Here is a 22,171-nt window from a genome sequence, read left to right as displayed (position 1 = left end):
AATTTTAAAATCCATTAAAAGACTTGAAGATATATAATAAAATAATTTTTGTATACTATTGATTAATTTATTAATTATGCTAATTGGTGTTAAGGAAATAAAGACAAGGAGGTTTTATGTATAAAAATAACGATGAAGCCATCGATCTTGAAGCAAAACGATTACTTGATAATGGAATCTATACCGATCTGAAAAAAGCGTATAGTGAAGCAGAAAAGATAATCACAGAAATAAGAGTTGAGTTTAAAAAGAAACAGGAGAAGAAACAGTTCCGTTCCCGGATTAAATCAATCAAACGATCACTTTCAGATGATGAGTTCAGAAGTAATATTCCTTATAATCATAGGCATCAGTGGAGAAAAGAATGAGTGATGATGAAATAAAAAATACCTATCTAACTGGCAATGTTTTTCAGAGTGATAGAAACAGGCCGGAAATTAAGAAAACACTTGAGCAAAAAATTGCTGGAGCACAAAACAAATTAAATTACCTTAAGGCAAAAGAAAAAAGAGACAGCAAAAAAGAAAACACACGACAAAAAATAATTCTTGGTGCAGAGGTTGCCAAGGTTTTAAACTGTGATATAAGTGAGGTAGATAAGCAATTACTCTTTGGTTTGTTGTTAGAAGTTCCATCGTTACATACACACGATATCGAACGGTATAAAGTTAATGGACAAATCTACATTGAAAGAGTTCTCAAGAAATTCAGACCATAAAATCATTTCACGTCCGAACAGCTCTTCGGCTTAAAACTTGTTTTAGGCTGGGGAGCTGTTGAGCAAGCCCCAGAGGGCGCGGTAGCCAATTTTTACCACCATCCTTGGCAGCAAATTAAAACTCTTAATCAAATGGCAAAATCTTCCAGAACCTTACCGCTTTCCAGTGCAGCTGCAATCACTTTTGGTGTTCGACCCTGACCTGTCCACGTTTTCACATCGCCGTTTTCGTCGATGTATTTGTACTTTGCAGGACGAGGAGCGCGTAAAGCAGCAGGACGTGATGATTTAACATTACCCAGCAGCTCAGACGGGTCAATGCCATCTTCAAGCAGTTGTGCACGCAGGGCTTCGATTTTGCCCTGACGTTCAGCATTTTGTTGCTTTGCGATTGTTTCCTCTTGGCGTCTGTCTTCGACAATAGAAGTTAATTTCTCCAGCATCTCTTCAAGTGTAGCCAGCTCTGTTTCTCGTGCCTGAGCACGGAGGGTACGGATGTTATTAAGTGTTTTAATAGCGTCTGTCATTGTCTTTTATCCTGAATGTATAAAATCATTGTAATGATACCACAAACCGGATAGTGAGAGATAAAATCGGATCATTTGAATTTTTATTATTAATCTTTGCATTGATTATGTATTCATCGGTCTTGACCTCCTGTTTATTTTTGATAATTAATTAATACGTGAAATAAAAAAGGACGATGAAAATGAAAAAACAAAATAAGAAAGGGTTCTCCCTGTTAGAACTCGTATTGGTGCTGGGTGTGGGTAGCATGATTGCATTTATGCGTTTTCAGGATATGAAAAATGAACAGGAAACGATTATAGCTAATGCTGTTGGTCAGCAAATTAAACAGGTCGGGGAGGCGGTTAATGGTTATATTAATATCCGATATGATAAACTTTCCACTCTGACTTCAAGCAGCAGTCAGTCAAGCGATCCGGGTCCCCGTGTCTGTAATGCTTCAGGCTGCGAAATTACATACCAGACACTGGTTAATGAAGGGTTATTACCTGCGTCATACACCGGTATTAATGCGCAAAAATCTTCATATAAAATTATATTAAAACGTTCAGGAATATCACCTAACTATGTAGTTAATGGTCTTATTACAACGACTTTGCCTTGGATGGAAGGGGATAAGTATCGTTACGATTTATTGGGTCGAGCGATGCAAGCGGCAGGTATTGATAGTGGTATGACGCAATCAGCAACGTTAGCATCAGGTTTACAGGGTGCATGGAAAGAGGCATCTACAGATTACAGTAATATCACAAGTGCTGGATTGATGGCCTATCGCGTAGGATATGATTCCACCATGTATTCTGTTTATCTTCGTCGTGATGGCACATTGCCGATGACGGGGGATCTTAATATGGGAGGTAAAAGCATCAAGAATGTCCAAGATATAACTGCTGCAGGAACTGCGACTGCTAATGTTCTGAATTCCACAGGAGATACAGTTGTCGGTGCACATATCCGTGTTGGCGGTAGTGCTCAGGTCAATGGTTCAATAAATGCTAATAACACTGTTTCAGCCGAAAATATCCAATCTAGAGGCGAGACATACACGCAGAACTGGTTCAGAACATTAGGTGATGGAGGTATATACTTTCAGAAATGGGGTGGTGGTTGGAATATGACTGATGCAAATACTATTACCGCATATAATGGTAAAAATGTTAAAACCACCGGAGGGGTACTTAGTGGATATGTGAAGGTAAGTGGAAATATAGAGGCTACCGGAAATATTCATTCAGATAAAACTATCGACGCAAACTATTTTTTACCTAACTCGACTGAGGTTGTAGGAACAGCCTGTCCTACCCAAGGATTAATCAGTAAGGAATCCACAGGGGCTATTATTTCCTGTCAGGATGGGATTTGGCGAAGAATAAATTATGCAGCAGATGCTCCAAAACCGCTAAAAATAATTTTATCTTGTCATGCAGGAAACAACTCCAGCAATAGTTGTAGGAAAGACGTTTATACTGATTTGACTTTCTGGCGAGATGGTATTACACGCTCTGAAATAAAATTAGTTAGCGAAAGGATAACCCGTTGGTGGGGAGATGGATGTGGGAGCTGCTACCCCGGAAGTTTCACATATTCAAATGGAGTGATCCAGATGTCGGTAAATCAGGCATTCGTTGAACGAGAGTTCACTTTATCATGGTAATATATAAGTTTATGGGTAGTGGTATTAATATTCAACTCGATATTTCACAAGGAAACGGAGTTTATAAAAGGATTAAAAAATAATGGCATAATCAAACAATTAAATTTGACATGTTTGAAAGTAAATTGTAACGTTTAATTACTATCAAAGAAGAATAACTCCATATTCAATCTTGTAAATCTTTGATGGTTTTTAATAAAGTCAACGAAGCTCGCTTCCAAAAAAAGACCAGAATGATCTGGTCTTTTTTTGTTTTTATCAGGTAGTCCGCTTATCGGATAAGAGTATATAAAGAATATAAAAGTCTTGTTTAATATTTTATCTGGTTTATCTCTTTTATATCTATCCAAATAACTAAGGAGATATAAAGGAAATGAAAAAAGCAGTATTAATTAAATACAAAAAAAGCAAGAAAGGATTCTCGCTCTTAGAACTTCTGTTGGTTCTTGGGATTATATCTGCATTAGTGGTTGCAGCATTTATTGTTTACCCTAAAGTACAGGCTTCACAGCGTGCGCAGGCAGAAAGTAATAATATAGCCACTATTCAGGCTGGTGTTAAATCGTTATATACTTCAGCATCAAGTTTTACTGGTCTTTCAAACACTGTGGCAGTTCAGGCTAAGATTTTCCCTGATAATATGTTGAGTGGCTCTGAGTCAGCAGTGAAGCCAATTAATGCATTTAAAGGTGATGTTATATTGGGAGCTGCAGCAACTGGTCCATCAAAAGCACCCGGTTCTTCTTTTAATATTACTTATTCTAATGTTCCTGCGGCGGAATGTACCAAAATAGTAACTGCAGCAGCAGGAAATTTCTATGAGGTCGGCGTAGGAGTCGCGGCGAATGTGAAAGCAGCAGGTGATGTACTGGATGTGGCTAAAACTGCTACGCAGTGTTCAGCCGGTGGTAATAGTAATACTCTTATATTCACAGCTATTTGAGAAAAAACGATATCCTTTGATTATAATATGAGTCTGCGTCATTCTTGATTTTTTTTACGGAGTAAAAAGGGCCTTTTGGCCCTTTTTCAATTTATATGCTGCTTAAAACTTCATTTATATTAGTAGATCTCATATATCTTGCAGGATTAAGCAACTGTTCCATGAGTGAGCTAAAATGAGCATTGCCACAAGTAATTTTTGCATCTTCTTCATTACCAAGACCAATGTGTTTACTTTTTGTCTCTACAACAAAGTAAATATGTTCTTCACCATTGTCTTCAATAACTAACGCCCAGTCAGGATTGTAGGTTCCCAGTGGCGTCGGGATTTTAAACCAACCGGGGAGCTTAACATAAAGCTTAACTTCATCCTGTTCTTCGAGTTCCTGAGCGAAACGGCTTTCGACTTCAGAATCTTTAGGAACGTATTCGTAAACTGACTTAGACGAGGTTTCAAAAAGATTACGGGCATATCCTGTTAGCTCTTTATCCATAAAGAGACTTTGCGCATACACCTCTCCTTTTAGTGGATAATATTTAATACCATCAACAATTGACAGGCGTTTGCAGTAGTTGATTCGGCCTATAGCTTCACTGATAAACTGCTGTGGATTTTTAGCAAAATCAGCGAGTCTTCCACTCTCTTTCAGGATGGTGCTTAAACTGCGTCTTGTCAGTCCGGTTTTTTCCTGTAGAACACCAAGAATATCTGGCAATGGCTGCTCTGCAACATCAACTACAGAGCTTGTTGTTCCATTAGACAGAGCTTTAACATCAAGGCCAGATTGACTTTGTTTGATTGTTGCTTTGCTGAAACTGACCATTGCTTTTGCTACAGGCTGCATTTCAGAAAGTGATTTCGTACAGGATTTGATCAATTCTTCTTCATCAAATGCTAGCCGATACAGCGTTTTTTGACAAATGCGCTGCCATAACGCTTCGAATTCCGGGCTGTTTAAGACTTCTTTCCGGTATTTGATTGTTTTACGTTCATCAGCATTGTTTATATTGATTCGCCCTGCTGATTTACGCAGGATAGTTTCAATTTGTTCCTGTAGTGAGGCATACTTCTCACTAACAACAAAAGTGTTTTCGAATAATACTTCTTTCAGGGCTTTGGTTATTTTTCCCGATTTTTCAAGATAACCTTCAGTCTGAAGTTCAGACCAGATATCATGTGAACCGGAAATACCTAAACCTTGTGAGGAATCAGCGAAGATAAGATGGGCGAACGCATCTTTTTCAATCACACCAAAACGTATGCCTGTTTCGCTCTCAATTTCAGACTGTAATCGTTCAGCGTAGGCTTCATAATTTTCACTGGCAACGACTGTCAGAATGTTAATGCTGTCATCACGAACTCGTTCACCCTCTTGGTTAACGCACAGGCGAAGGCCACGGCCTAATGTTTGACGGCGTTCGCGTTCACTCCCCATCTCACGGAGGCTGCATATTTGGAACACATTGGGATTATCCCAACCTTCTTTTAATGCTGAATGTGAAAAGATAAACCTGACAGGATTAGAGAAACTCAGGAGTTTCTCTTTATTTTTCATGATGAGGTTATAACCACGTTCAGCATTTTCACGGCCTGTATTATTGCTTTCGCTTGTTTCAGCCCATGCACCTTTTTTATCGATGGAGAAATAACCATCATGAACATCTTTGGCATGTTCTGGATGAGAAGGAAGTAAATCTTTATAGGCAGGACTTTTGATGGCTTTAAGGTATTCTTCCTCAAAGATACGGGCATATTCACCCGGCTCACGTTGTCCTTCTTCAGTTAACTGACGGTAGAAATCAACCTTATCGATGAAAAACAGAGTAAGAACCTTGATTTGCTGAGTATTCAGGCGAAGTTCTTTATCCAGATGTTCACGGATTGTACGTCTAATCATATGACGCTGGATAAGCATAGGGTCAATATCGCCCACGACATCACCGACTTTCATATAGTAGGTATCAGAAGGTGTTTCCAGTGTAAGATAACCCTCTTTGCCAGTTCGGATCTCGCTTACCCGGTATCCCTGATAAATATCACGTCCTGTTTCGTCATCAAGTGTCATACCGTCATATACGGTAATCTCTGAACGATTTACGTTCCCTTTTTTATCGGCTATATCAACAAGAATGGTACCGCTGATAACATTTTTCTTACTATTAATACTGACCAGTTTCACATAAGGGCTGTTGCTTGCATTCTGGACTTCAAGCCCGGCAACCTCGATCTGTTTGACCAGTTTTTGGTTGTAAGCATCAATGGCATCAAGGCGGTACACCATATGATGTTTATGAACATGTGTTGCTGAATAGCGTAAGGTAAACATGGGGTGCATAGCATCAAGTGCGGTTTTACCCGCACCGTTTAAGCCACCATCAACACTTTGTGGTTCATCGACAATAACAATTGGACGTGTAGCACGGATTAAATCAATGGGCTTATCCAGATCGTCCACAGTTGTTTTTTCACTGGACTGATATAGCTTGTTAACGTCTTTTTTGTTGATCGCACCCACCGTCATTACCATTATCTGCATAACAGAACTGGTCGCAAAATTTCGCACATCAGCAGGTTTTGCAGAATCATATAGGTAGTATTCGTATGGAATACCCGCATACAGGCTTTTGAAATGCTCTTCCGTGATCTGTAGTGTTTTATAAACGCCTTCCTTGATGGCAACGGAAGGAACTACGATGATAAATTTGCTCATGCCATAACGTTTATTCAACTCAAGCATGGTGCGAAGATAAACATACGTCTTACCAGTCCCTGTTTCCATCTCGACAGTAAAATCATGGCTATCGAGAATGGGCGAGGGAGGAAGCTGATTTTTCAACTGAACATTGTTTAGGTTTTTCAGGAGAACATCATCTTCGGGTATTTGTGGGTTAACAGGCATTGAACCTGTTGCGCCTTCAAATGAGAGTGCACCCTGAGCTGGGGCCAGAACAGTCATTTCGCTTTCCCATTTCTCTTGCCCTTCAAACAAATCACAGACCGAAGTTATGGCGTTTTGCTGATAGGTAAGGTCAGATTCAAAATGTAGTTTCATCTCATTCCCTTACAGGCTGTGCAGGTTAGTCAGGCCATGTTGTTCCAGAATGGCGCAAAGATTTGTTTTAGCAACGTTATTTTCAAATGCGTCATCAAGGATATAGCAGACAGTATCTTTGCCAGCCTTCAAACTCTTATGCCAGTCGATGATCCCCTTGGTCAGTTCTTCTACTGAAGCTGCAGGGATTTGTTTAGCAAAGCAGGTAAACAATTTGCCACCGTCAACACAAGAAACAGTTAATCCATCAAACTGCTGGTTTTCAACGTTAACACTCAGGTCGATACCACGTTTAAGCATTAATTCAGCAAGTAGGTCTTCTTCACTACGTCCTTCAACAATTGGGCTTATATAGGCATCAAGTTGTTGTGAAAGACTTTCCGCTGTTGCTTCCCACGGGCGAATATTGGATGTATCAAGTTTAAATACACGAAAACCAATATCACCATTCCAGTCTGGATTATCTTCACGAACCTTTTTACCTGCTCGGCGCAAACGTTCTTTAGTTATTTCAGTGATATTTGCTTTTTTTCCATTTTTATTACAGAATTCGTAAGCGATTTTTTGTTCTTTCACACTTGTATGTAAACGCTCTGGCAACTGAACAAGGATAAAGCGTCTGTTGGCACTCTTTTGCGCATTAATGTCATAAACAGAATGTCCCGTGGTTCCAGAACCAGCAAAAAAGTCCAAGATAAGATCGTCTTCTTTTGTAAAGTAATTAATCAAGCGTGCTATATCTTTTCTGCTTTTGGGGTTATCGAAAACTTTCTCACCCATTAATGATAAAAAATCCTGAGTAGAAGTTTGTGCATAACTATAAAAAACACTAGGTAAAACTTGTCCTTCACTCTCAAAAAGATATGATGCAATTCTAGCTGATGTTGTATGATCAGGCCCAAATACGACTTTCCCTTTATTGTACTCCTCCCAGAATCTCAATTCATTTGGATAAACCCATCCTCTTGAAGGAACTGGAACTGGTTTTTTTGTTATAGGATGCAAAACTTCGTATCTTGGTCCATTTCCGCCGGGCCAGCTTATATTTCCATCGTCTCGATATGGTCCCCGAGAACCAACTTTTACAAAACGCATCATGCGTCTCTTGGGATCTGATAATGGAATGTTATCAAACCATTTAATCCATCCGGATTTTATTTTATCCCAATCGTCGCCATATTCCTTAACTAATCTTTTATATATTACCTTGGCTTCTTCTAATCCTTCTCTCTCTTCTCTTAAGACTATGTTGTTATTTATTAATGACTGAATATCTTTAGCGTAAACCAACATATACTCATGGCCTACAGAAATAAACTTGGCATCATTTTTTCTATTTCTATCCCAAACCAGAGTGCCGAGGTGGTTTTCTTCTCCGAAAATTTCATTTAGCACGATTTTAAAATTGCTCAGTTCCGCATCATCGATACTGGCAATAAATATACCATCTTTTTTTAATAAATTTTTAGCAAGTTTAATTCGAGGGTAAATCATATTTAACCAGTCAGTGTGATAACGACCGCTGGTTTCTGCATTTGTACTTACCCGGACACCTTCTTCTGTTTGCCCTGTGATTTCAAGATAATTTTTCATATTATCTTGGAAGTTATCAGGATAAACAAAATCTTTCCCGGTGTTGTAAGGAGGATCAATATATATAAGCTTAACTTTTCCAGTGTAGCTTTTTTGAAGAAGCTTTAACACTTCAAGGTTATCACCCTCGATCATGAGGTTCTTGGTGTTATCCCAATCAACGCTTTCATCTTTACATGGGCGTAAGGTGCCACGGGAAGGGGTAAGAGCAAGCTGACGAGCCTGACGCTTACCATGCCAGTTCAGGCCATAGCGTTCTTCTTTGTCGTCTACATTTTCACCCAAAAGCTGCTTTAAAACCTCAAAATCAATACTGTCTTCATTAAAAGCTTCAGGAAACAATGATTTAAGCTTGGTGATGTTATCGGCAGTGATATTCATTGATTGCAGTTCGGGCATTTCAGGCGAAAGTTTGTTCATTGACCATTCCACGTATCTGTATCAGGTTACTGTGTGATGGGGGATATTTTACGGTAAATAGTGCATTTCATCAATGAACAGTGTGCTATAGATTTCTTTTTAAATCATTATGTTAATGCATTTATTGAATGTCCTGTCCTTGTATTAGTACAATTAGCTTTTCTGCGTCTACCAAACATTATCAGGATGTGATGATGGCTAAACTGAACAAGAAACAACTTTCTTTACTCAAGGAAATGCCTGCAGAACAACTCATGCAAATAATTTGTGATATTGCAGAGGATAATGGTCAGGCAAAATCCTTTCTTATTAATGAATATCTGTTAACTCCAGAAGAATCACTGAAAAAAGCTGAGGCTGAATACAAAAGGGCAATTAAAACAAAACGCTTTTATGATTATTATGAAGCAGCGGTTTTTTTTGAGGTGCTATACAGGAATGTCATATTTCCACTTGAAAAGACGGTATCAACGCTGCCTGAAAAAACCGAGGCGTTTTGCCATGATTTACTGCTCTCATTTGATAAAGTCAGCGAAATTGCTGATACATCAGATGGATCATGGATGGACTATTATAATGGTGCTGTCGAAATATGGTTAAAATCCCTGTCCCTACAAAAAGACAAAAGCATTGATGTTATAGCGGATAAAATACTTTCCGTACTTAAAGGTGATGTATATTTTAACTTTGATATTTTTGATAAGTATAAAAAAGATCTGGGATACAATGTTATTCGTGCTTTAAGGGAAAGTCTTCTTAAGACAGGTGATGTTAATGATGCTGTTGAGTTAAGTCTGTATATCAGGGATGTTGATTTCATCAGGCAATGCTTTGAGAAAAGAAAACTGAACCAGCCAGAATACATCATTAAGTTTGCTGAGTTGCTGGTTGATGAACTGTGTACTGAGGAAGCCATTCAGGTTCTCAATAAAATCAAAGAAGATAAATCAGTTGATCAGGCAGGGCTTCGTGATAAATGGACTGAGGTGTTGGCTCTGGCGTTGATTGAAGAAGGCGAGATTCAGCAGGCAAAAACAATTTGTATAGACGGATTTAAGAACAGGTGTGATGTTATTTTTTATAATATCTATAATCGGGTGGAGAAAAATAATGACTCACTGGATTTGTTCTCTGGCATAGCAAAGAAAAAAGGCTTTCCGTTTGTTATTCTTTTCTTGTCCGGGACAGATAGTTATGGAAAACTTGATTCTGAAGTCATGAATGCGAGTGAAAATGAAATCGCAGAGATGATGTCTTTATTACGCGGTTCTTTTGTTCGTACCTTATCGAGTGAGCTTTACAGGCATGGTTATGCATGTTCTGCAACTCTGCTCCGTAGAGTGCTGGCAGAGGACAGTATCAGTCGTTCTCAGAGTAAATACTACACCTATGCGGCATCTGATATGAAAAAAAGCATTGATTACAGTAAAGATATTGCATGGACTGAAAAAATCCCTTCAACAGAAGAGTATTTAAAATCTCTGTTTATTGAGCACAAAAGAAAATACGCACTCTGGGAAATAATGCTGGAAAAAATCGCTGGTTTAGCGATAGAGAAAGATTCAGTATCATATTCAGCATAGACTGTAATTAAGCATGAAGTTGAAAGGCCGCGAACGGCCTTTCCCTTTATTTATTTGTAGCAAACTCAAACGGCCTGACCATATCGTTGCTGTTAGCATCAAGGAAATCAGCCCACCACTGGAGCATCAGGCGGCGCTGCTCAAGATGCTGGGCTGTGTGGGTATAAGCAGCACGGATGCTGTTGCTTTCCTTATGGCTCATCTTGAAGCTCTACAGCGTCTTCTGACCACAAACCTGACTCAATTAAGGCACTACAGGCTAGTGTGCGGAAACCATGAGCGCAGATGTCCTGTGTAGTGTCATAGCCCATCTTACGCAGCGCTTTATTGATGGTGTTTTCAAACAGAGCAGTTAAACGGCAAAACAATATCGCGTCCAATCATCCATCAACGCCACACGCTTAGGCCATAACGTTCCGCGCTGATAAGCGGCCTCTGCTTTATCAGCTAGTTGATGGGCCAGTGCGTGTTCAATAACTTCACGTTGATGATCTGTAGTTTCACCAGCCCAGTCACGAAATGTTGATCGGAAACCGTGCTGTGTTAAACCACTATGGCCCATTCGTTTCAGTACTGCCAGCAAAGACATATCAGATAGCTGTCCACCACGAGGGGCAGGGAATACAAGATTATTGTCCTTGAAACGTGGTAAAGCCTTTAACAGGGCTACTGCAGCGTCAGACAGCGGTACACGATGTTCTTTCCCGGCTTTCATCCTGTTGCCGGGAATGGTCCAAGTTTTCCCTTTCAAATCGATCTCTGACCATTCAGCACCACGGACTTCACCAGAACGGGCAACGGTTAGGATTGAAAACTCCAGTGCTCGTGCTGAAATGCCAGCTCGTTTTTGCAGATCGGATATAAAGGCCTGAATCTCAAGATAGGGGAGGGCGGCATGGTGCTTTTGCTTCTGAACTTTACTGGGCATTGGCAGAAGAGGCTTAAGCATACCTTTCCACGAGGCAGGGTTATCGCCCTCAAAGTATTCTTTCGCCTTGGCGTAATCAATAATGGCTTCAATACGACCACGGAGACGACTGGCGGTCTCATTTTTCGTTAGCCAGATAGGCTCAAGTATTGCCAGTACGTCAGCTTTCGTGATTGCACTGATGGGCTTTTCACCTACGACCGGGTAAGCATACGCTTCAAGCGTTGAACGCCACTGCGCGATATGTTTCTGGTTCTTGAGTTCCTTGGCCTTAATGTCGATAACGTCTTCAGCGCACTCGGCAAACGTCCTGTTCTTATGGGCCAGCTTTTCTTGCTGTGTTCTGGCGGCGTGTTTTTCTACAAGTGGATTAACACCATTACGGACTTGCTTACGCAGCTCACGGGCCTTATCACGGGCATCAGCTAAGGAGACTTCAGGGTAGGCACCAAGTCCCATATTCAAACGTCTGGGGACTGTCCTTCCCAATCTGTTTACTCTGACTCCCATAGCGATACAGAGTATCCATGAACGGGACTGACCCCGAACCCGGAGATACAAACCATCAACCCCACCAACTGCAAAAGAGCCTTCAGTTTTTAGCTTGGAAACGGCCAGTCCGGTGAGTTCTTTGGCTTTCTTTGGCATATGTTAAATCCTGTCATACAACCCGCCATGCATAAGGTACTGCATAAAATGTCAGATTTTCTCGGATGTCGCAAGACGTCTTCGGACATCTGTTTTTGACAACATATTGTTTATTAATGGTAAAAATGAACTATTTCTGGCGTTCTCGGACGTTAATTTGGCGGACTGCGCTTCCGCCATATAAAAGAAGGGGTTACCGAAAGGTAACCCCTTTTTGCTTTTCCCTTTGACCATCCCATCCGCGCTTCATCCTGACCTCCCGACCTCGCAAGCCCGCCATGCGAAATCTCGTTGACTCTGTCAGCGCCGCAGCGTAATCAGCTGGCGAAAATAAAACCACCAATCCGTTTAAAAGGAGGAATGTTAATTGTTCCGAAGCACGATATAAGCGAATTGATGCTCAGGAATAAAAAACTTTCCGCAAAAAAACTTCGTCTATACTTGGAAAAATGATGATTTACCTGCCACGGTTTTACGCAGAAAAGAGACCAGTGAGGTCAGCATGCCTGTCATTAATCCGCAAGATATCAAAGAATTACGGGCGTTGGTTGAAGAGCAATTAAAATACACGCTGTGTGTCAGCTTAAATAAAGCCACGCAAGGCGATATTTTTAACGCGGTGGCGCTGGCCATTCGTCATTTTCAGCAGGACCATTTTCTGTCGAGCCAGGCGCGGCAGCGCGGAGCGCGAAAAAAGCGAGTTTACTACCTGTCGATGGAGTTTTTACTCGGCCAGTCGCTGCGTAATAACCTGGTGAATATGAATTTACTGTCGGAGATGCGCCAGGTGGTCAATGACCTGGGGTTTGATCTTGAACGCCTCCTTGACGAGGAGCCTGACGCCGCGCTGGGTAACGGCGGGTTAGGGCGCTTAGCCGCTTGCTTTATCGACTCGATGGCCACCCTTGACATTGCAGCGTCCGGGCATGGCATCAAATACGAATATGGCCTTTTTCGCCAGTCCTTTCAAAACGATCAGCAGATCGAACATCCTGATGACTGGCACTCCATGCATTCCCCATGGCTGGTGGAGCATCACGCCCAGCATATTCTAATCCCGCTGGGGGGGTATATCGAGCACAGCGAAGATATTGATGGTAATTACAACCCGATGTGGCTCGGCTGGAAAACTATCGTTGGTATTCCCCATGACTATTTTGTTTCCGGCTACCGGGATACGACCACCAACAAGCTGCGTCTCTACAGCGCGGTAGCCTCTGACTCCTTTAATATCCATATTTTTAATCGCGGCGATTATATCAAGGCGGTGAGTGAAAAAATCGCCTCGGAGAATATTTCAAAAATACTCTATCCTTCCGATGAGGTGCTGACCGGAAAAGAGCTGCGGCTGACCCAAGAATATTTTCTGGTGGCCTGTACGCTGCGGGATATATTTCGTGACTACGCTGAGGTTAATGACGACATTACTTTGCTGGCGCAGCATGTGGCTATTCAGCTTAATGACACCCATCCGGCATTGGCGGTGGTGGAGCTGATGCGGATCCTCGTGGACGAATACCGACTGCCCTGGGAGCAGGCGTGGGAGATAACGCAAAATACCTGCGCCTACACCAATCATACGCTGATGCCGGAAGCGCTGGAGACCTGGCCGGTGTCGTTGTTTGAGAAACTTCTGCCGCGTCATTTGCAGATTATATTTGAGATTAACCACCGTTTTCTCGAAGCGGTGGCCCGGCGCTGGCCGGATAAAAATCATCTGTTATCTTCGCTGTCTTTAATTGACGAACATCATGATAAGCAAATCCGCATGGCTAATCTGGCCATTGTCGGTAGCCATCGCGTGAATGGGGTGGCGTGGCTGCACTCAGAATTGGTCAAAAAACAGCTGGTGCCTGATTTCTATTTTATCACCCCGGAGAAATTCATTAATCAGACCAACGGCGTCACACCGCGTCGTTGGGTGCAGCAGGCTAACCCTGGGCTGGCAGAATTTTTGCACCAACAATTGGGGGAGGGGTGGCCAACCGATTTACCCCAGCTCTCCCGTCTGGAAAACCTGGTCGACGATCCGGCCGTTATTGACAATATCCGGGCCATAAAATTTGCCAACAAAACCGCGCTCAGCCAGCTGGTGGCGCAACGCTACGGCATCCCGCTGGATCCGCTGGCCATGTTTGACTGTCAGGTCAAACGTATTCACGAATACAAACGACAGTTACTCAATATTCTTCACGTGATCGCGCTGTACCTGGAGATCAAAGAGGCAGGGAGAACGATTGCGCCTAAGGTCCATTTGTTTGCGGGTAAAGCGGCGCCGGGCTACCGGATGGCGAAGCTGATTATTCAGTTGATTAATACGGTTGCCCGAAAAATTAACAGTGACCCGCAGGTCGCCGGGCAGCTTAAAGTGGTTTTCCTCGAAGATTATAAAGTCTCGCTGGCGGAAAAAATTATTCCCGCCACGGATCTCTCTGAGCAAATTTCCACCGCCGGGACCGAGGCGTCCGGCACCAGCAATATGAAGTTTGCCATGAACGGCGCGTTAACTATCGGCACCTATGATGGGGCGAATATCGAAATCCGCGAGGCAGTGGGGATCGATAATTTTTATCTGTTTGGCGCGGTGGCGGAAGAGATTGAAGAGAGCCGACGCCTCGGGCGTCACCATGCGTTCTATCATCAGAATCCGGCTATCGCGCGAGTGGTCGATAGCCTGGTGTCCGGGCAGTTTACCGCCGATCGCGAACGGTTTGCGCCGCTGCATCAGATGCTGACGGGGGCCGATCATTACTGCCATCTGCTGGATTTCGACAGTTATTGTCAGGTGCAACAGCAGGCGATGGCTGATTTTGAACAACCGGATCGCTGGCACCGCCGGGCCTTGCTCAACATTTGCCGGATGGGGGAGTTTTCCAGCGACAGAACCATCCGCGGCTACGCCAGGGATATCTGGGGCATTACCCGCTAAAAAAGCACACGCCGAACAGAACTGAGTCGCGTTGACAGGTGTCAGCCAACATTGAGGATAAAGATGAACGTTGAATTACATACTGAGCAGGGTGTCAAAATTATCGTGCCCCTGGTGCGTCGACTGGATGCTTCCGTTGTCTCGGCGTTTAAGCAGCAGGTCCTCGAGGCCATCGACGGGGAGACGAAAAACGTACTGCTGGATCTGAGCCATGTCGAGTTTATCGACAGCAGTTGCCTGGGCGCCCTGGTATCCATACTCAAGAGCGTCAGTGGGCAGGGAGAGCTGGTGCTGTGTTCGCTCAACGGGACGATCCAGGACCTGTTCAAGCTTACCCGTATGGATCGTATCTTTTCTATTAAAGAGAACCGTCAGGAGGCGCTGAACCTGTTTGCTCAGGGATAAGGTGTGTGCAGGGCAGGATTGCCGCCGGGTTACTGACCGCCCGCTTATTCTTCGATAATCCGTGCCTTCGGTTTACTCAGCAGGAGCATCACCAGCGCGACGTAGGGCATCGGCTTCCAGAAGAAGTAGCCCTGCAGCAGAGGAATATTCTGGCGATTGAGGTAATCCAGCTGGGCCTGGGTTTCAACGCCCTCGGCAATGATGCGCAGTGAAAGCGTTCGGGCCATCTCTATCACGCAGTCCAGCAGCTTGCTTGACGGCGTCTCTCCGGTCACGCGACCGACAAAGCTCTGATCGATTTTAATGTAATCAAACACCAGTTCGTGCAGATAGGAAAGCCCGGAATAGCCGGTACCAAAGTCGTCCAGCGCGATGGAAAACCCGCAGTTGTGTAACCTGTTGAGCTTGTCGACCACCGCCCCATTGAGTAACAGCGGTTCCTGCTCGGTGATCTCCAGCATCAGCTTTACCGCTTTACCCTCAAAGCCGCGCTGAAAGTGCAGACAATCATCGATAAACGTCGGGGAGTTAATATGCGACGCGCTGATGTTGAGGCCGATATGAAACCCATCCGGTAGTTTATTAAAGAGCGGTCTCATCTGGGCGGTTACCTGCGCCATCAGGCTGCGGGTCAGCGGAATAATTAAGCCGGTACGCTCGGCCAGCGGTATAAATTCAGCAGGTGAACGCGAGGGCGTGGTGGTGTTTTGCCAGCGTGCCAGTATTTCCACACCGTATATCTCACCGGTTTTCCCGTTCACCAAAGGCTGGTAGTAGGGAATGATATAGCCCTGGGTGATGGCGTAGCGCAACTTTTCCTCTTCAGAGGTGTAAACATTGAGAAATTTACGCATCAGAAAATAAAACAGCAGCGAAACAGAGAAAATAAAAATCAGCAAACCGGCGCCATTATTCACCAGGCGTCCGGGGCTTAAAAAAGATGACTCGGGATAGGCAATGCGAAACGGATAGGCCGGCGAGGTAAAAACGCTCCGGCTTGGATCAGCAGCCTGTGGCTGGACATCGCCATGCCTGGCAATCATTTGATCCTGAACCCATAGGGCCAGCCCGTTGCTATCCGAATCGCTATATAGCGCATCGCGCAGATGGACGTCGCTGATAGTGACAATCACCCGGATCTGCGCTGAGTGCGTCTGATAGATCAGCACCGGACGCTTATTGACCATCATTCTGGCCGGGAGCAGCATCAGAGGTTCGTCAGATAATGACACAGGGCTGAGCGTCAGGACCCGGTTGCCGGGCAGGGACGAGCACCACACCTTGCCCTCTTTTATCAGCATAATGGTGCGCAGATGCGGCTGCAGGGCGGCCTCCGTTCCAAGCTGAAACTGACCCTGCTCCGAGCACCCACTGCGGCTAACGTTCATCGCCGTCACCGTTGCGGTGCGGGCCTCATCCAGAATAACGGCGATTTTCGTCGCCGCCTGGCGGGCGGCGGCGACATGGGCAGCCTGGTCGGAATGCCACAGTTGCCAGTTAATGACGAACACGCCAGCCAGAAACACCACCAGCGCGAGGGAAAAGGCAATCCATGCGTTTCGCCGCTTTATCTCTTTCATTTATCGTGCGTGCCAGGGTGAGTGTGCATAAAGTTAACCATCCCTCTGACGGTAAAGGCTTTTTAATGATCGTAGAAGGAGGATATCTTTCGTGATGACGGCGCATATTAAAAACATGATCAGTATCACAATACCCGCCGGCAAAGACCGAAGATAACGTGCAGAGGCTGCTGTTCTGTCACGAAGGCAATAAAAAAATCGCAGCTTAATGTTTTCTTAATCTAAATTTCGGGAACGGATGGTTTTAAGCATTTTCTAATCCCTAATAACAGACTGGCGCTATTTTTTGCTTTTTTAAGTTTATGATAATTGTTTTCATTATCATTCTTTTTTTGCTGTGATTTAATCCTCTCCGCTTAGGCTATTTACCATTAATTGCCCTATTTCATTAAGGATGCGTTCATGAAATCTCGCTTATCGCCCCTCCGCACGGCAGCGCTGGTTGCCGCTTCTCTGTTTCTGGCGCCGCAAGGGATGGCGGCTGACGGTCAGGACGGGATTGTGGTCTACAACGCCCAACACGAAAATCTGGTGAAGTCGTGGGTGGATGGATTTACGAAAGAGACCGGTATTAAAGTCACGCTGCGCAATGGTGATGACAGCGAGCTGGGTAATCAGCTGGTTCAGGAAGGCGCCGCGTCGCCAGCCGATGTGTTTCTGACCGAGAACTCGCCGTCGATGGTGCTGGTTGATAATGCCAAACTTTTCGCCCCGCTGGATGCGGCTACCCTGCAGCAGGTTCCGGCGCAGTACCGCCCTCAGCACGGTCGCTGGATCGGCATCGCCGCGCGCAGCACCGTCTTCGTCTATAACCCGGCGAAAATCAGCGAGGCGCAGCTGCCGCAGTCGCTGATGGATCTGGCAAAACCGGAGTGGAAGGGCCGCTGGGCGGCTTCGCCATCGGGGGCGGATTTCCAGGCTATCGTCAGCGCGATGCTGGCGCTGAAGGGTGAGCAGGCGACCCTCGACTGGCTGAAGGCGATGAAAACCAACTTTGTCGCCTATAAAGGCAACAGCACGGTGATGAAAGCGGTCAACGCCGGGCAGATCGACGGCGGGGTGATCTACCATTACTATCGCTTCGTTGACCAGTCAAAAACCGGCGAGAACAGCAAAAACACCCAACTGTATTACTTCAAACACCAGGATCCAGGGGCCTTCGTCAGCATTTCCGGCGGCGGCGTGCTGGCCTCCAGCAAACATAAAGCGCAGGCGCAGGCCTTTATTAAATGGATCACCGGTAAGCAGGGACAGGATGCGCTGCGCACCAATAATGCCTTCGAATATGCGGTGGGGGTAGACGCGGCCTCTAACCCGAAACTGACCCCGCTGAAAGATCTGGATGCCCCGAAGGTGGAACCTTCCTCGCTGAACAGTAAAAAGGTCATTGAACTGATGACGCAGGCTGGCCTGCTCTGATCCTGAGGAAGTGATGTTGCTATGTCTGTTCTGAGTCTGTCGCTCGGAAAGAAAACAGGACGCCTGCCCGAGCGCAGGCGTCCTGCATTTCCGATGGTTGCCTTAGCGCTCCTGTTTTCATTGCTGGCGCTGTTGCCGTTAGGGTTTGTGGTGGCGGTCGGATTCGATACCGGCTGGCCGACAATCAAAGCGCTGGTCTTTCGCCCACGGGTAGGCGAGCTGCTCAGCAATACCCTGTGGCTGACGGTGCTGGCGGTCCCCATCAGCATTGTGCTTGGCGTGACGCTGGCCTGGCTGACGGAACGTACCGTGCTGGCCGGGCGGCAGTTGTGGTCGGCGCTGGCGGTGGCCCCGCTGGCCATTCCAGCCTTTGTTCAGAGCTACGCGTGGGTCAGCGCTGCGCCATCGCTGCATGGCCTGGGCGCCGGGGTGTTTCTTTCCGTGCTGGCCTACTATCCGTTTATCTATATGCCGGTAGCGGCCGTGCTGCGCCGACTCGATCCCACGCTTGAAGATGTCGCCGCATCGCTGGGCACTCCGCCGTGGAAAGTGTTCTTTCGGGTGGTGCTCCCGCAGCTGCGGCTGGCTATCTGCGGCGGTGCGCTGCTGGTGGCCCTGCATCTGCTGGCGGAATATGGTCTGTATGTGATGATCCGCTTCGATACTTTCACTACCGCCATTTACGATCAGTTCCAGTCGATCTTCAGCGGTCCGGCCGCCAATATGCTGGCGGGCGTGCTGGCTCTGTGCTGTCTGGCGATCCTGCTGCTGGAGAGCGCTTCGCGCGGTAAAGCGCGCTATGCGCGTATCGGCGCCGGGGCGGCGCGCGAGCAGAAGCGCCTGGTGCTGGGTAAAGGGGCCGCTTTCGGCGCGCAGCTGCTGCTTCTGTTGCTGGTGTTGCTGGCGATGGGGGTGCCGTTGCTGGTCCTGGGACGCTGGCTGTGGCTGGGCGGTATCGACAACTGGCTGCATGCCGATCTGTGGCATTCCCTGCGTCAAACGCTGCTGCTGGGGGCGGGCGGGGCGCTGCTGACGACGGTCTGCGCGATCCCCATCGCCTGGCTCGGCGTGCGCTATCCGCGTCCGCTGTTCCGCCTGCTTGAGGGGTGTAATTACATCACCAGCTCGCTGCCCGGCATCGTGACCGCGCTGGCGCTGGTCACCGTCACCATCCACTATGCCCGTCCGGTGTACCAGACCGAAGTGACGCTGTTTCTGGCCTATTTGCTGATGTTTATGCCGCGGGCGCTGATTAACCTGCGCGCCGGTATCGCCCAGGCGCCGGTGGAGCTGGAAAACGTCGCCCGCAGTCTCGGACGCAGCCCGGCCCGCGCCCTGTGGAGTATCACCATGCGGCTTGCCGCCCCGGGGGCGGCCGCCGGCGCCGCGCTGGTGTTCCTCGGCGTCAGCAATGAGCTGACCGCCACGCTGCTGCTCTCGCCGTTAGGCACCCGCACGTTGTCGACCGGATTCTGGGCGTTAACCAGCGAGATCGACTACGTGGCGGCGGCGCCCTACGCGCTGTTGATGATCGTCATTTCGCTGCCGCTGACGGCGGTTCTCTATATGCAGTCGAAAAAAATGGCAGGGTTGTAACATGCTGGAATTGTCTTCTGTTTCGAAATCCTTCGCCGACGCGCAGGTCCTCGATAATATTCATCTTCAGGTGGCGCCGGGTAGCCGGACGGCTATAGTGGGTCCGTCGGGTTCGGGAAAAACCACGCTGCTGCGCATTCTCGCCGGTTTCGAAACGCCCGACAGCGGGCGGATCGTGATGCACGGCGCGCCGCTGTTTGCCGAGGGCGTGTTTGTTCCTGCCCACCAGCGTCGGATCGGCTACGTTCCGCAGGAGGGGGCGCTGTTTCCTCACCTCAATGTGGCGGACAATATCGCCTGGGGACTGGACGCCAGCCGCGAGGAAAAACGTCGCCGGGTGGGCGCGCTGATGGAGATGGTCGCCCTCGACCACAGCCTGGCGCGCCACTGGCCGCATGAGATCTCCGGGGGCCAGCAGCAGCGTGTGGCTCTGGCTCGCGCCCTGGCCCAGCAGCCGGCGCTGATGCTGCTCGATGAACCCTTTTCTGCCCTGGACACCGGACTGCGCGCCAGTACGCGCAAAGCGACCGCCGATCTGCTGGCGGAGACCGGTATCGCCTCGATTCTGGTGACCCATGACCAGACCGAAGCGCTGTCGTTCGCCACACAGGTGGCGGTGATGCGCCAGGGGCGTTTCGCCCAGGTGGGGACCCCGCTGGCGGTTTACGCGCAGCCGGTGGATGAAGAGACGGCGCTGTTTCTCGGCGATGCCCTGATCCTCCCCGCACGGCTGAGCCCCGGGCGGGCCAGCTGCGCGCTGGGCGACCTGGCGACAGACGCAGGGCATCCTGCTGGTGAAGGTAAGGTGATGTTGCGTCCGGAACAGCTGAGCGTCAGCGTGAGCGGGCCGCAGGAAAGTACCGCCACCATCCGCGATGTTGATTTCTCCGGCCAGCTCTCCACGCTGACGCTGTCGATGTCCGGGCACGATCGGCCGATTGTCCTGCGAACCGTAAGCCAGCCGGCGTGGCAGCCCGGCGCGACGGTGCGACTGACGGTCAGCGGCAAGGCGCGAGTGTTCAGCGGCTAATCTCTGAGCAGGCGCCGCCGGTTATCGGTGGCGCCGCACGGAAAGCTAATCAGCTGATGGATTTAGCCGATAGTATCCGCGCCACTGACCTCGTCGCCATGGAGTGGTAGTACGTTGGAACAATTCCGCGGGGTCAGTCTACCTCACCGCCGTTTTGTCGGCGCGTCGCTTTTTCATTCGTCCCGCTGCGCTTAACTGCTATCCTGTCCCGCGATCGGCCCTGTGGTTACCATGAGACATCGCTATGCCTGAATGCCTTATTCCTGCGAAACGCCCCATTCCGTCCGCTTTGGCGCGGGGTACGCTACTGCCTGCGCTGCTGGTTATCGTCGCCGTCGCTGTCGGCTGCGCGCTGGTGTCGCCGCCCATCGGCACGTGGCGAGAAATCCTGGCCAACCCCGGGCTCTATATCGATATGCTGGCGCTGCTGTTTCTGGTGTTTATGCTGTGGAGCTCAGCGAAGGTGCGGATGAGCCATATTGCCGTCAACTGGGTGCGCTATGGGCTGCTGCTGTGGATTGCCGGCGGCACGTTTGATGTGATGGATGAGATGGTGGTTCAGCCGCGCTGGATGGGCTATTACTGCGAAGATCTGCTGCGCCTCTCCGGGATGCTGCTGACCGTGGTGGGCGTCTACAAAATTATTGAGCGCATCAACCTGCTGTACGTTGACGCGCGCTCGCAATCCCTAAAAGATGAGCTCACTCAGTTGCCCAACCGCCGCTTTTTTATCGATACCATTCGCGAAAAGTCCGGACATGCGTTGGGGCTCATGATCCTGGATATCGATTTTTTTAAGAAAATCAACGATACCTGGGGCCACCTGGTGGGGGATGAAGTGTTATTTTCCCTGGGGAAACAGCTGGCGAAACTGACCAGCGAGCAGGTCCTGCCGGCGCGTATCGGTGGGGAAGAGTTTGCCATTATCGTCGATGGCCTGTCGGAGCCTGAGCTGCACGATCTGGCGCAGGCGATCCTCGACAATGCCCGCACCATCCTGATCAATCATCAAACACCGCTGTCGATCAGCATTGGCGTCGGAACCTGGCGGCCGGGCGAAGCGCAGGAGACGTTTATCCGCAAAGTCGACGAGGCGTTGTACAAGGCCAAGCACAACGGGCGCGGGCGCGTGGAGAGGGCGTAGT

16 protein-coding genes and 1 pseudogene are annotated in these 22,171 nt (G+C 47.5%); 11 read left to right on the top strand and 6 right to left on the bottom strand.

The features are described from left to right. The first annotated feature begins 116 nt into the window (after positions 1–116). Together AC6CWS_RS06350 and AC6CWS_RS06345 are read left to right on the top strand one after the other, a co-directional pair. Positions 117–368, top strand: a complete 252-nt coding sequence (locus tag AC6CWS_RS06350) for a hypothetical protein (RefSeq protein WP_498256392.1) — start codon at positions 117–119, stop codon at positions 366–368. Then, complete coding sequence (locus AC6CWS_RS06345) at positions 365–718, top strand: conjugal transfer protein TraD (protein ID WP_085831759.1); 354 nt, start codon at positions 365–367, stop codon at positions 716–718. Before AC6CWS_RS06350 ends, AC6CWS_RS06345 begins: the two co-directional genes overlap by 4 nt. A 128-nt stretch (positions 719–846) precedes the next feature. Here the strand turns inward: AC6CWS_RS06345 and AC6CWS_RS06340 are convergent, their stop codons facing one another. Then, complete coding sequence (locus AC6CWS_RS06340; RefSeq protein WP_149362452.1) at positions 847–1,245, bottom strand: H-NS family histone-like protein; 399 nt, start codon at positions 1,243–1,245, stop codon at positions 847–849. 182 nt (positions 1,246–1,427) lie between these two features. On the opposite strand from AC6CWS_RS06340, the gene pilV reads away from it, so the two are divergent. After that, entirely contained in the window at positions 1,428–2,900 is a 1,473-nt protein-coding gene (gene pilV / locus AC6CWS_RS06335) for a shufflon system plasmid conjugative transfer pilus tip adhesin PilV (RefSeq protein WP_248200351.1), read from the top strand. Between the two features lie 373 nt (positions 2,901–3,273). Continuing rightward, complete coding sequence (locus AC6CWS_RS06330; protein ID WP_071605188.1) at positions 3,274–3,843, top strand: type 4 pilus major pilin; 570 nt, start codon at positions 3,274–3,276, stop codon at positions 3,841–3,843. A gap of 91 nt (positions 3,844–3,934) precedes the next feature. On the opposite strand, the gene AC6CWS_RS06325 is transcribed toward AC6CWS_RS06330, so the two are convergent. Both AC6CWS_RS06325 and AC6CWS_RS06320 read right to left on the bottom strand, forming a co-directional pair. Then, the gene (locus tag AC6CWS_RS06325) at positions 3,935–6,895 is read right to left on the bottom strand and encodes a type III restriction-modification system endonuclease (RefSeq protein ID WP_149362450.1); all 2,961 of its coding nucleotides are present in this window, start codon (positions 6,893–6,895) and stop codon (positions 3,935–3,937) included. Positions 6,896–6,904: 9 nt separating this feature from the next. Further along, a complete protein-coding gene (locus AC6CWS_RS06320; protein ID WP_248200350.1) occupies positions 6,905–8,908 on the bottom strand; it encodes a site-specific DNA-methyltransferase in 2,004 nt (667 codons plus the stop codon). Between the two features lie 194 nt (positions 8,909–9,102). Here AC6CWS_RS06320 and AC6CWS_RS06315 point away from each other — a divergent pair, with 194 nt between their 5' ends. Then, the gene (locus tag AC6CWS_RS06315; protein WP_149362449.1) at positions 9,103–10,491 is read left to right on the top strand and encodes a SpnT protein; all 1,389 of its coding nucleotides are present in this window, start codon (positions 9,103–9,105) and stop codon (positions 10,489–10,491) included. Positions 10,492–10,537: 46 nt separating this feature from the next. Here AC6CWS_RS06315 and AC6CWS_RS06310 read toward each other — a convergent pair. Together AC6CWS_RS06310 and AC6CWS_RS06305 are read right to left on the bottom strand one after the other, a co-directional pair. Further along, positions 10,538–10,832 (bottom strand): annotated as a pseudogene (locus AC6CWS_RS06310) (tyrosine-type recombinase/integrase); the annotation flags it as partial. 11 nt (positions 10,833–10,843) lie between these two features. Beyond that, entirely contained in the window at positions 10,844–12,067 is a 1,224-nt protein-coding gene (locus AC6CWS_RS06305) for a tyrosine-type recombinase/integrase (RefSeq protein ID WP_149362448.1), read from the bottom strand. A gap of 502 nt (positions 12,068–12,569) precedes the next feature. Here AC6CWS_RS06305 and AC6CWS_RS06300 point away from each other — a divergent pair. Together AC6CWS_RS06300 and AC6CWS_RS06295 are read left to right on the top strand one after the other, a co-directional pair. After that, positions 12,570–14,996: a glycogen/starch/alpha-glucan phosphorylase gene (locus AC6CWS_RS06300; protein ID WP_065881801.1), complete on the top strand. Its 2,427-nt coding sequence runs from the start codon at positions 12,570–12,572 to the stop codon at positions 14,994–14,996. Between the two features lie 63 nt (positions 14,997–15,059). Then, positions 15,060–15,401, top strand: a complete 342-nt coding sequence (locus tag AC6CWS_RS06295) for an STAS domain-containing protein (protein ID WP_065881799.1) — start codon at positions 15,060–15,062, stop codon at positions 15,399–15,401. Between the two features lie 44 nt (positions 15,402–15,445). On the opposite strand, the gene pdeG is transcribed toward AC6CWS_RS06295, so the two are convergent. Continuing rightward, positions 15,446–16,981, bottom strand: coding sequence for a cyclic di-3',5'-guanosine monophosphate phosphodiesterase PdeG (gene pdeG / locus AC6CWS_RS06290; protein WP_065881797.1), 1,536 nt, complete (start codon positions 16,979–16,981; stop codon positions 15,446–15,448). 402 nt (positions 16,982–17,383) lie between these two features. On the opposite strand from pdeG, the gene AC6CWS_RS06285 reads away from it, so the two are divergent. The 4 genes from AC6CWS_RS06285 to AC6CWS_RS06270 all read left to right on the top strand — a co-directional run bounded on the left by AC6CWS_RS06285 (position 17,384) and on the right by AC6CWS_RS06270 (position 22,170). Beyond that, complete coding sequence (locus tag AC6CWS_RS06285; protein WP_065881796.1) at positions 17,384–18,400, top strand: iron ABC transporter substrate-binding protein; 1,017 nt, start codon at positions 17,384–17,386, stop codon at positions 18,398–18,400. Positions 18,401–18,421: 21 nt separating this feature from the next. Continuing rightward, positions 18,422–19,996: an ABC transporter permease gene (locus AC6CWS_RS06280; protein WP_065881794.1), complete on the top strand. Its 1,575-nt coding sequence runs from the start codon at positions 18,422–18,424 to the stop codon at positions 19,994–19,996. Between the two features lies 1 nt (position 19,997). After that, positions 19,998–21,026, top strand: a complete 1,029-nt coding sequence (locus AC6CWS_RS06275) for an ABC transporter ATP-binding protein (protein ID WP_023289069.1) — start codon at positions 19,998–20,000, stop codon at positions 21,024–21,026. A gap of 244 nt (positions 21,027–21,270) precedes the next feature. After that, a complete protein-coding gene (locus tag AC6CWS_RS06270; RefSeq protein WP_065881792.1) occupies positions 21,271–22,170 on the top strand; it encodes a GGDEF domain-containing protein in 900 nt (299 codons plus the stop codon). Position 22,171 lies beyond the last annotated feature (1 nt).

The sequence above is a fragment of the Klebsiella sp. M041 genome (assembly GCF_059759695.1).
The sequence above is the reverse complement of the archived record's forward strand: the minus strand, read 5'-3'. Positions and strand labels throughout refer to the sequence as shown.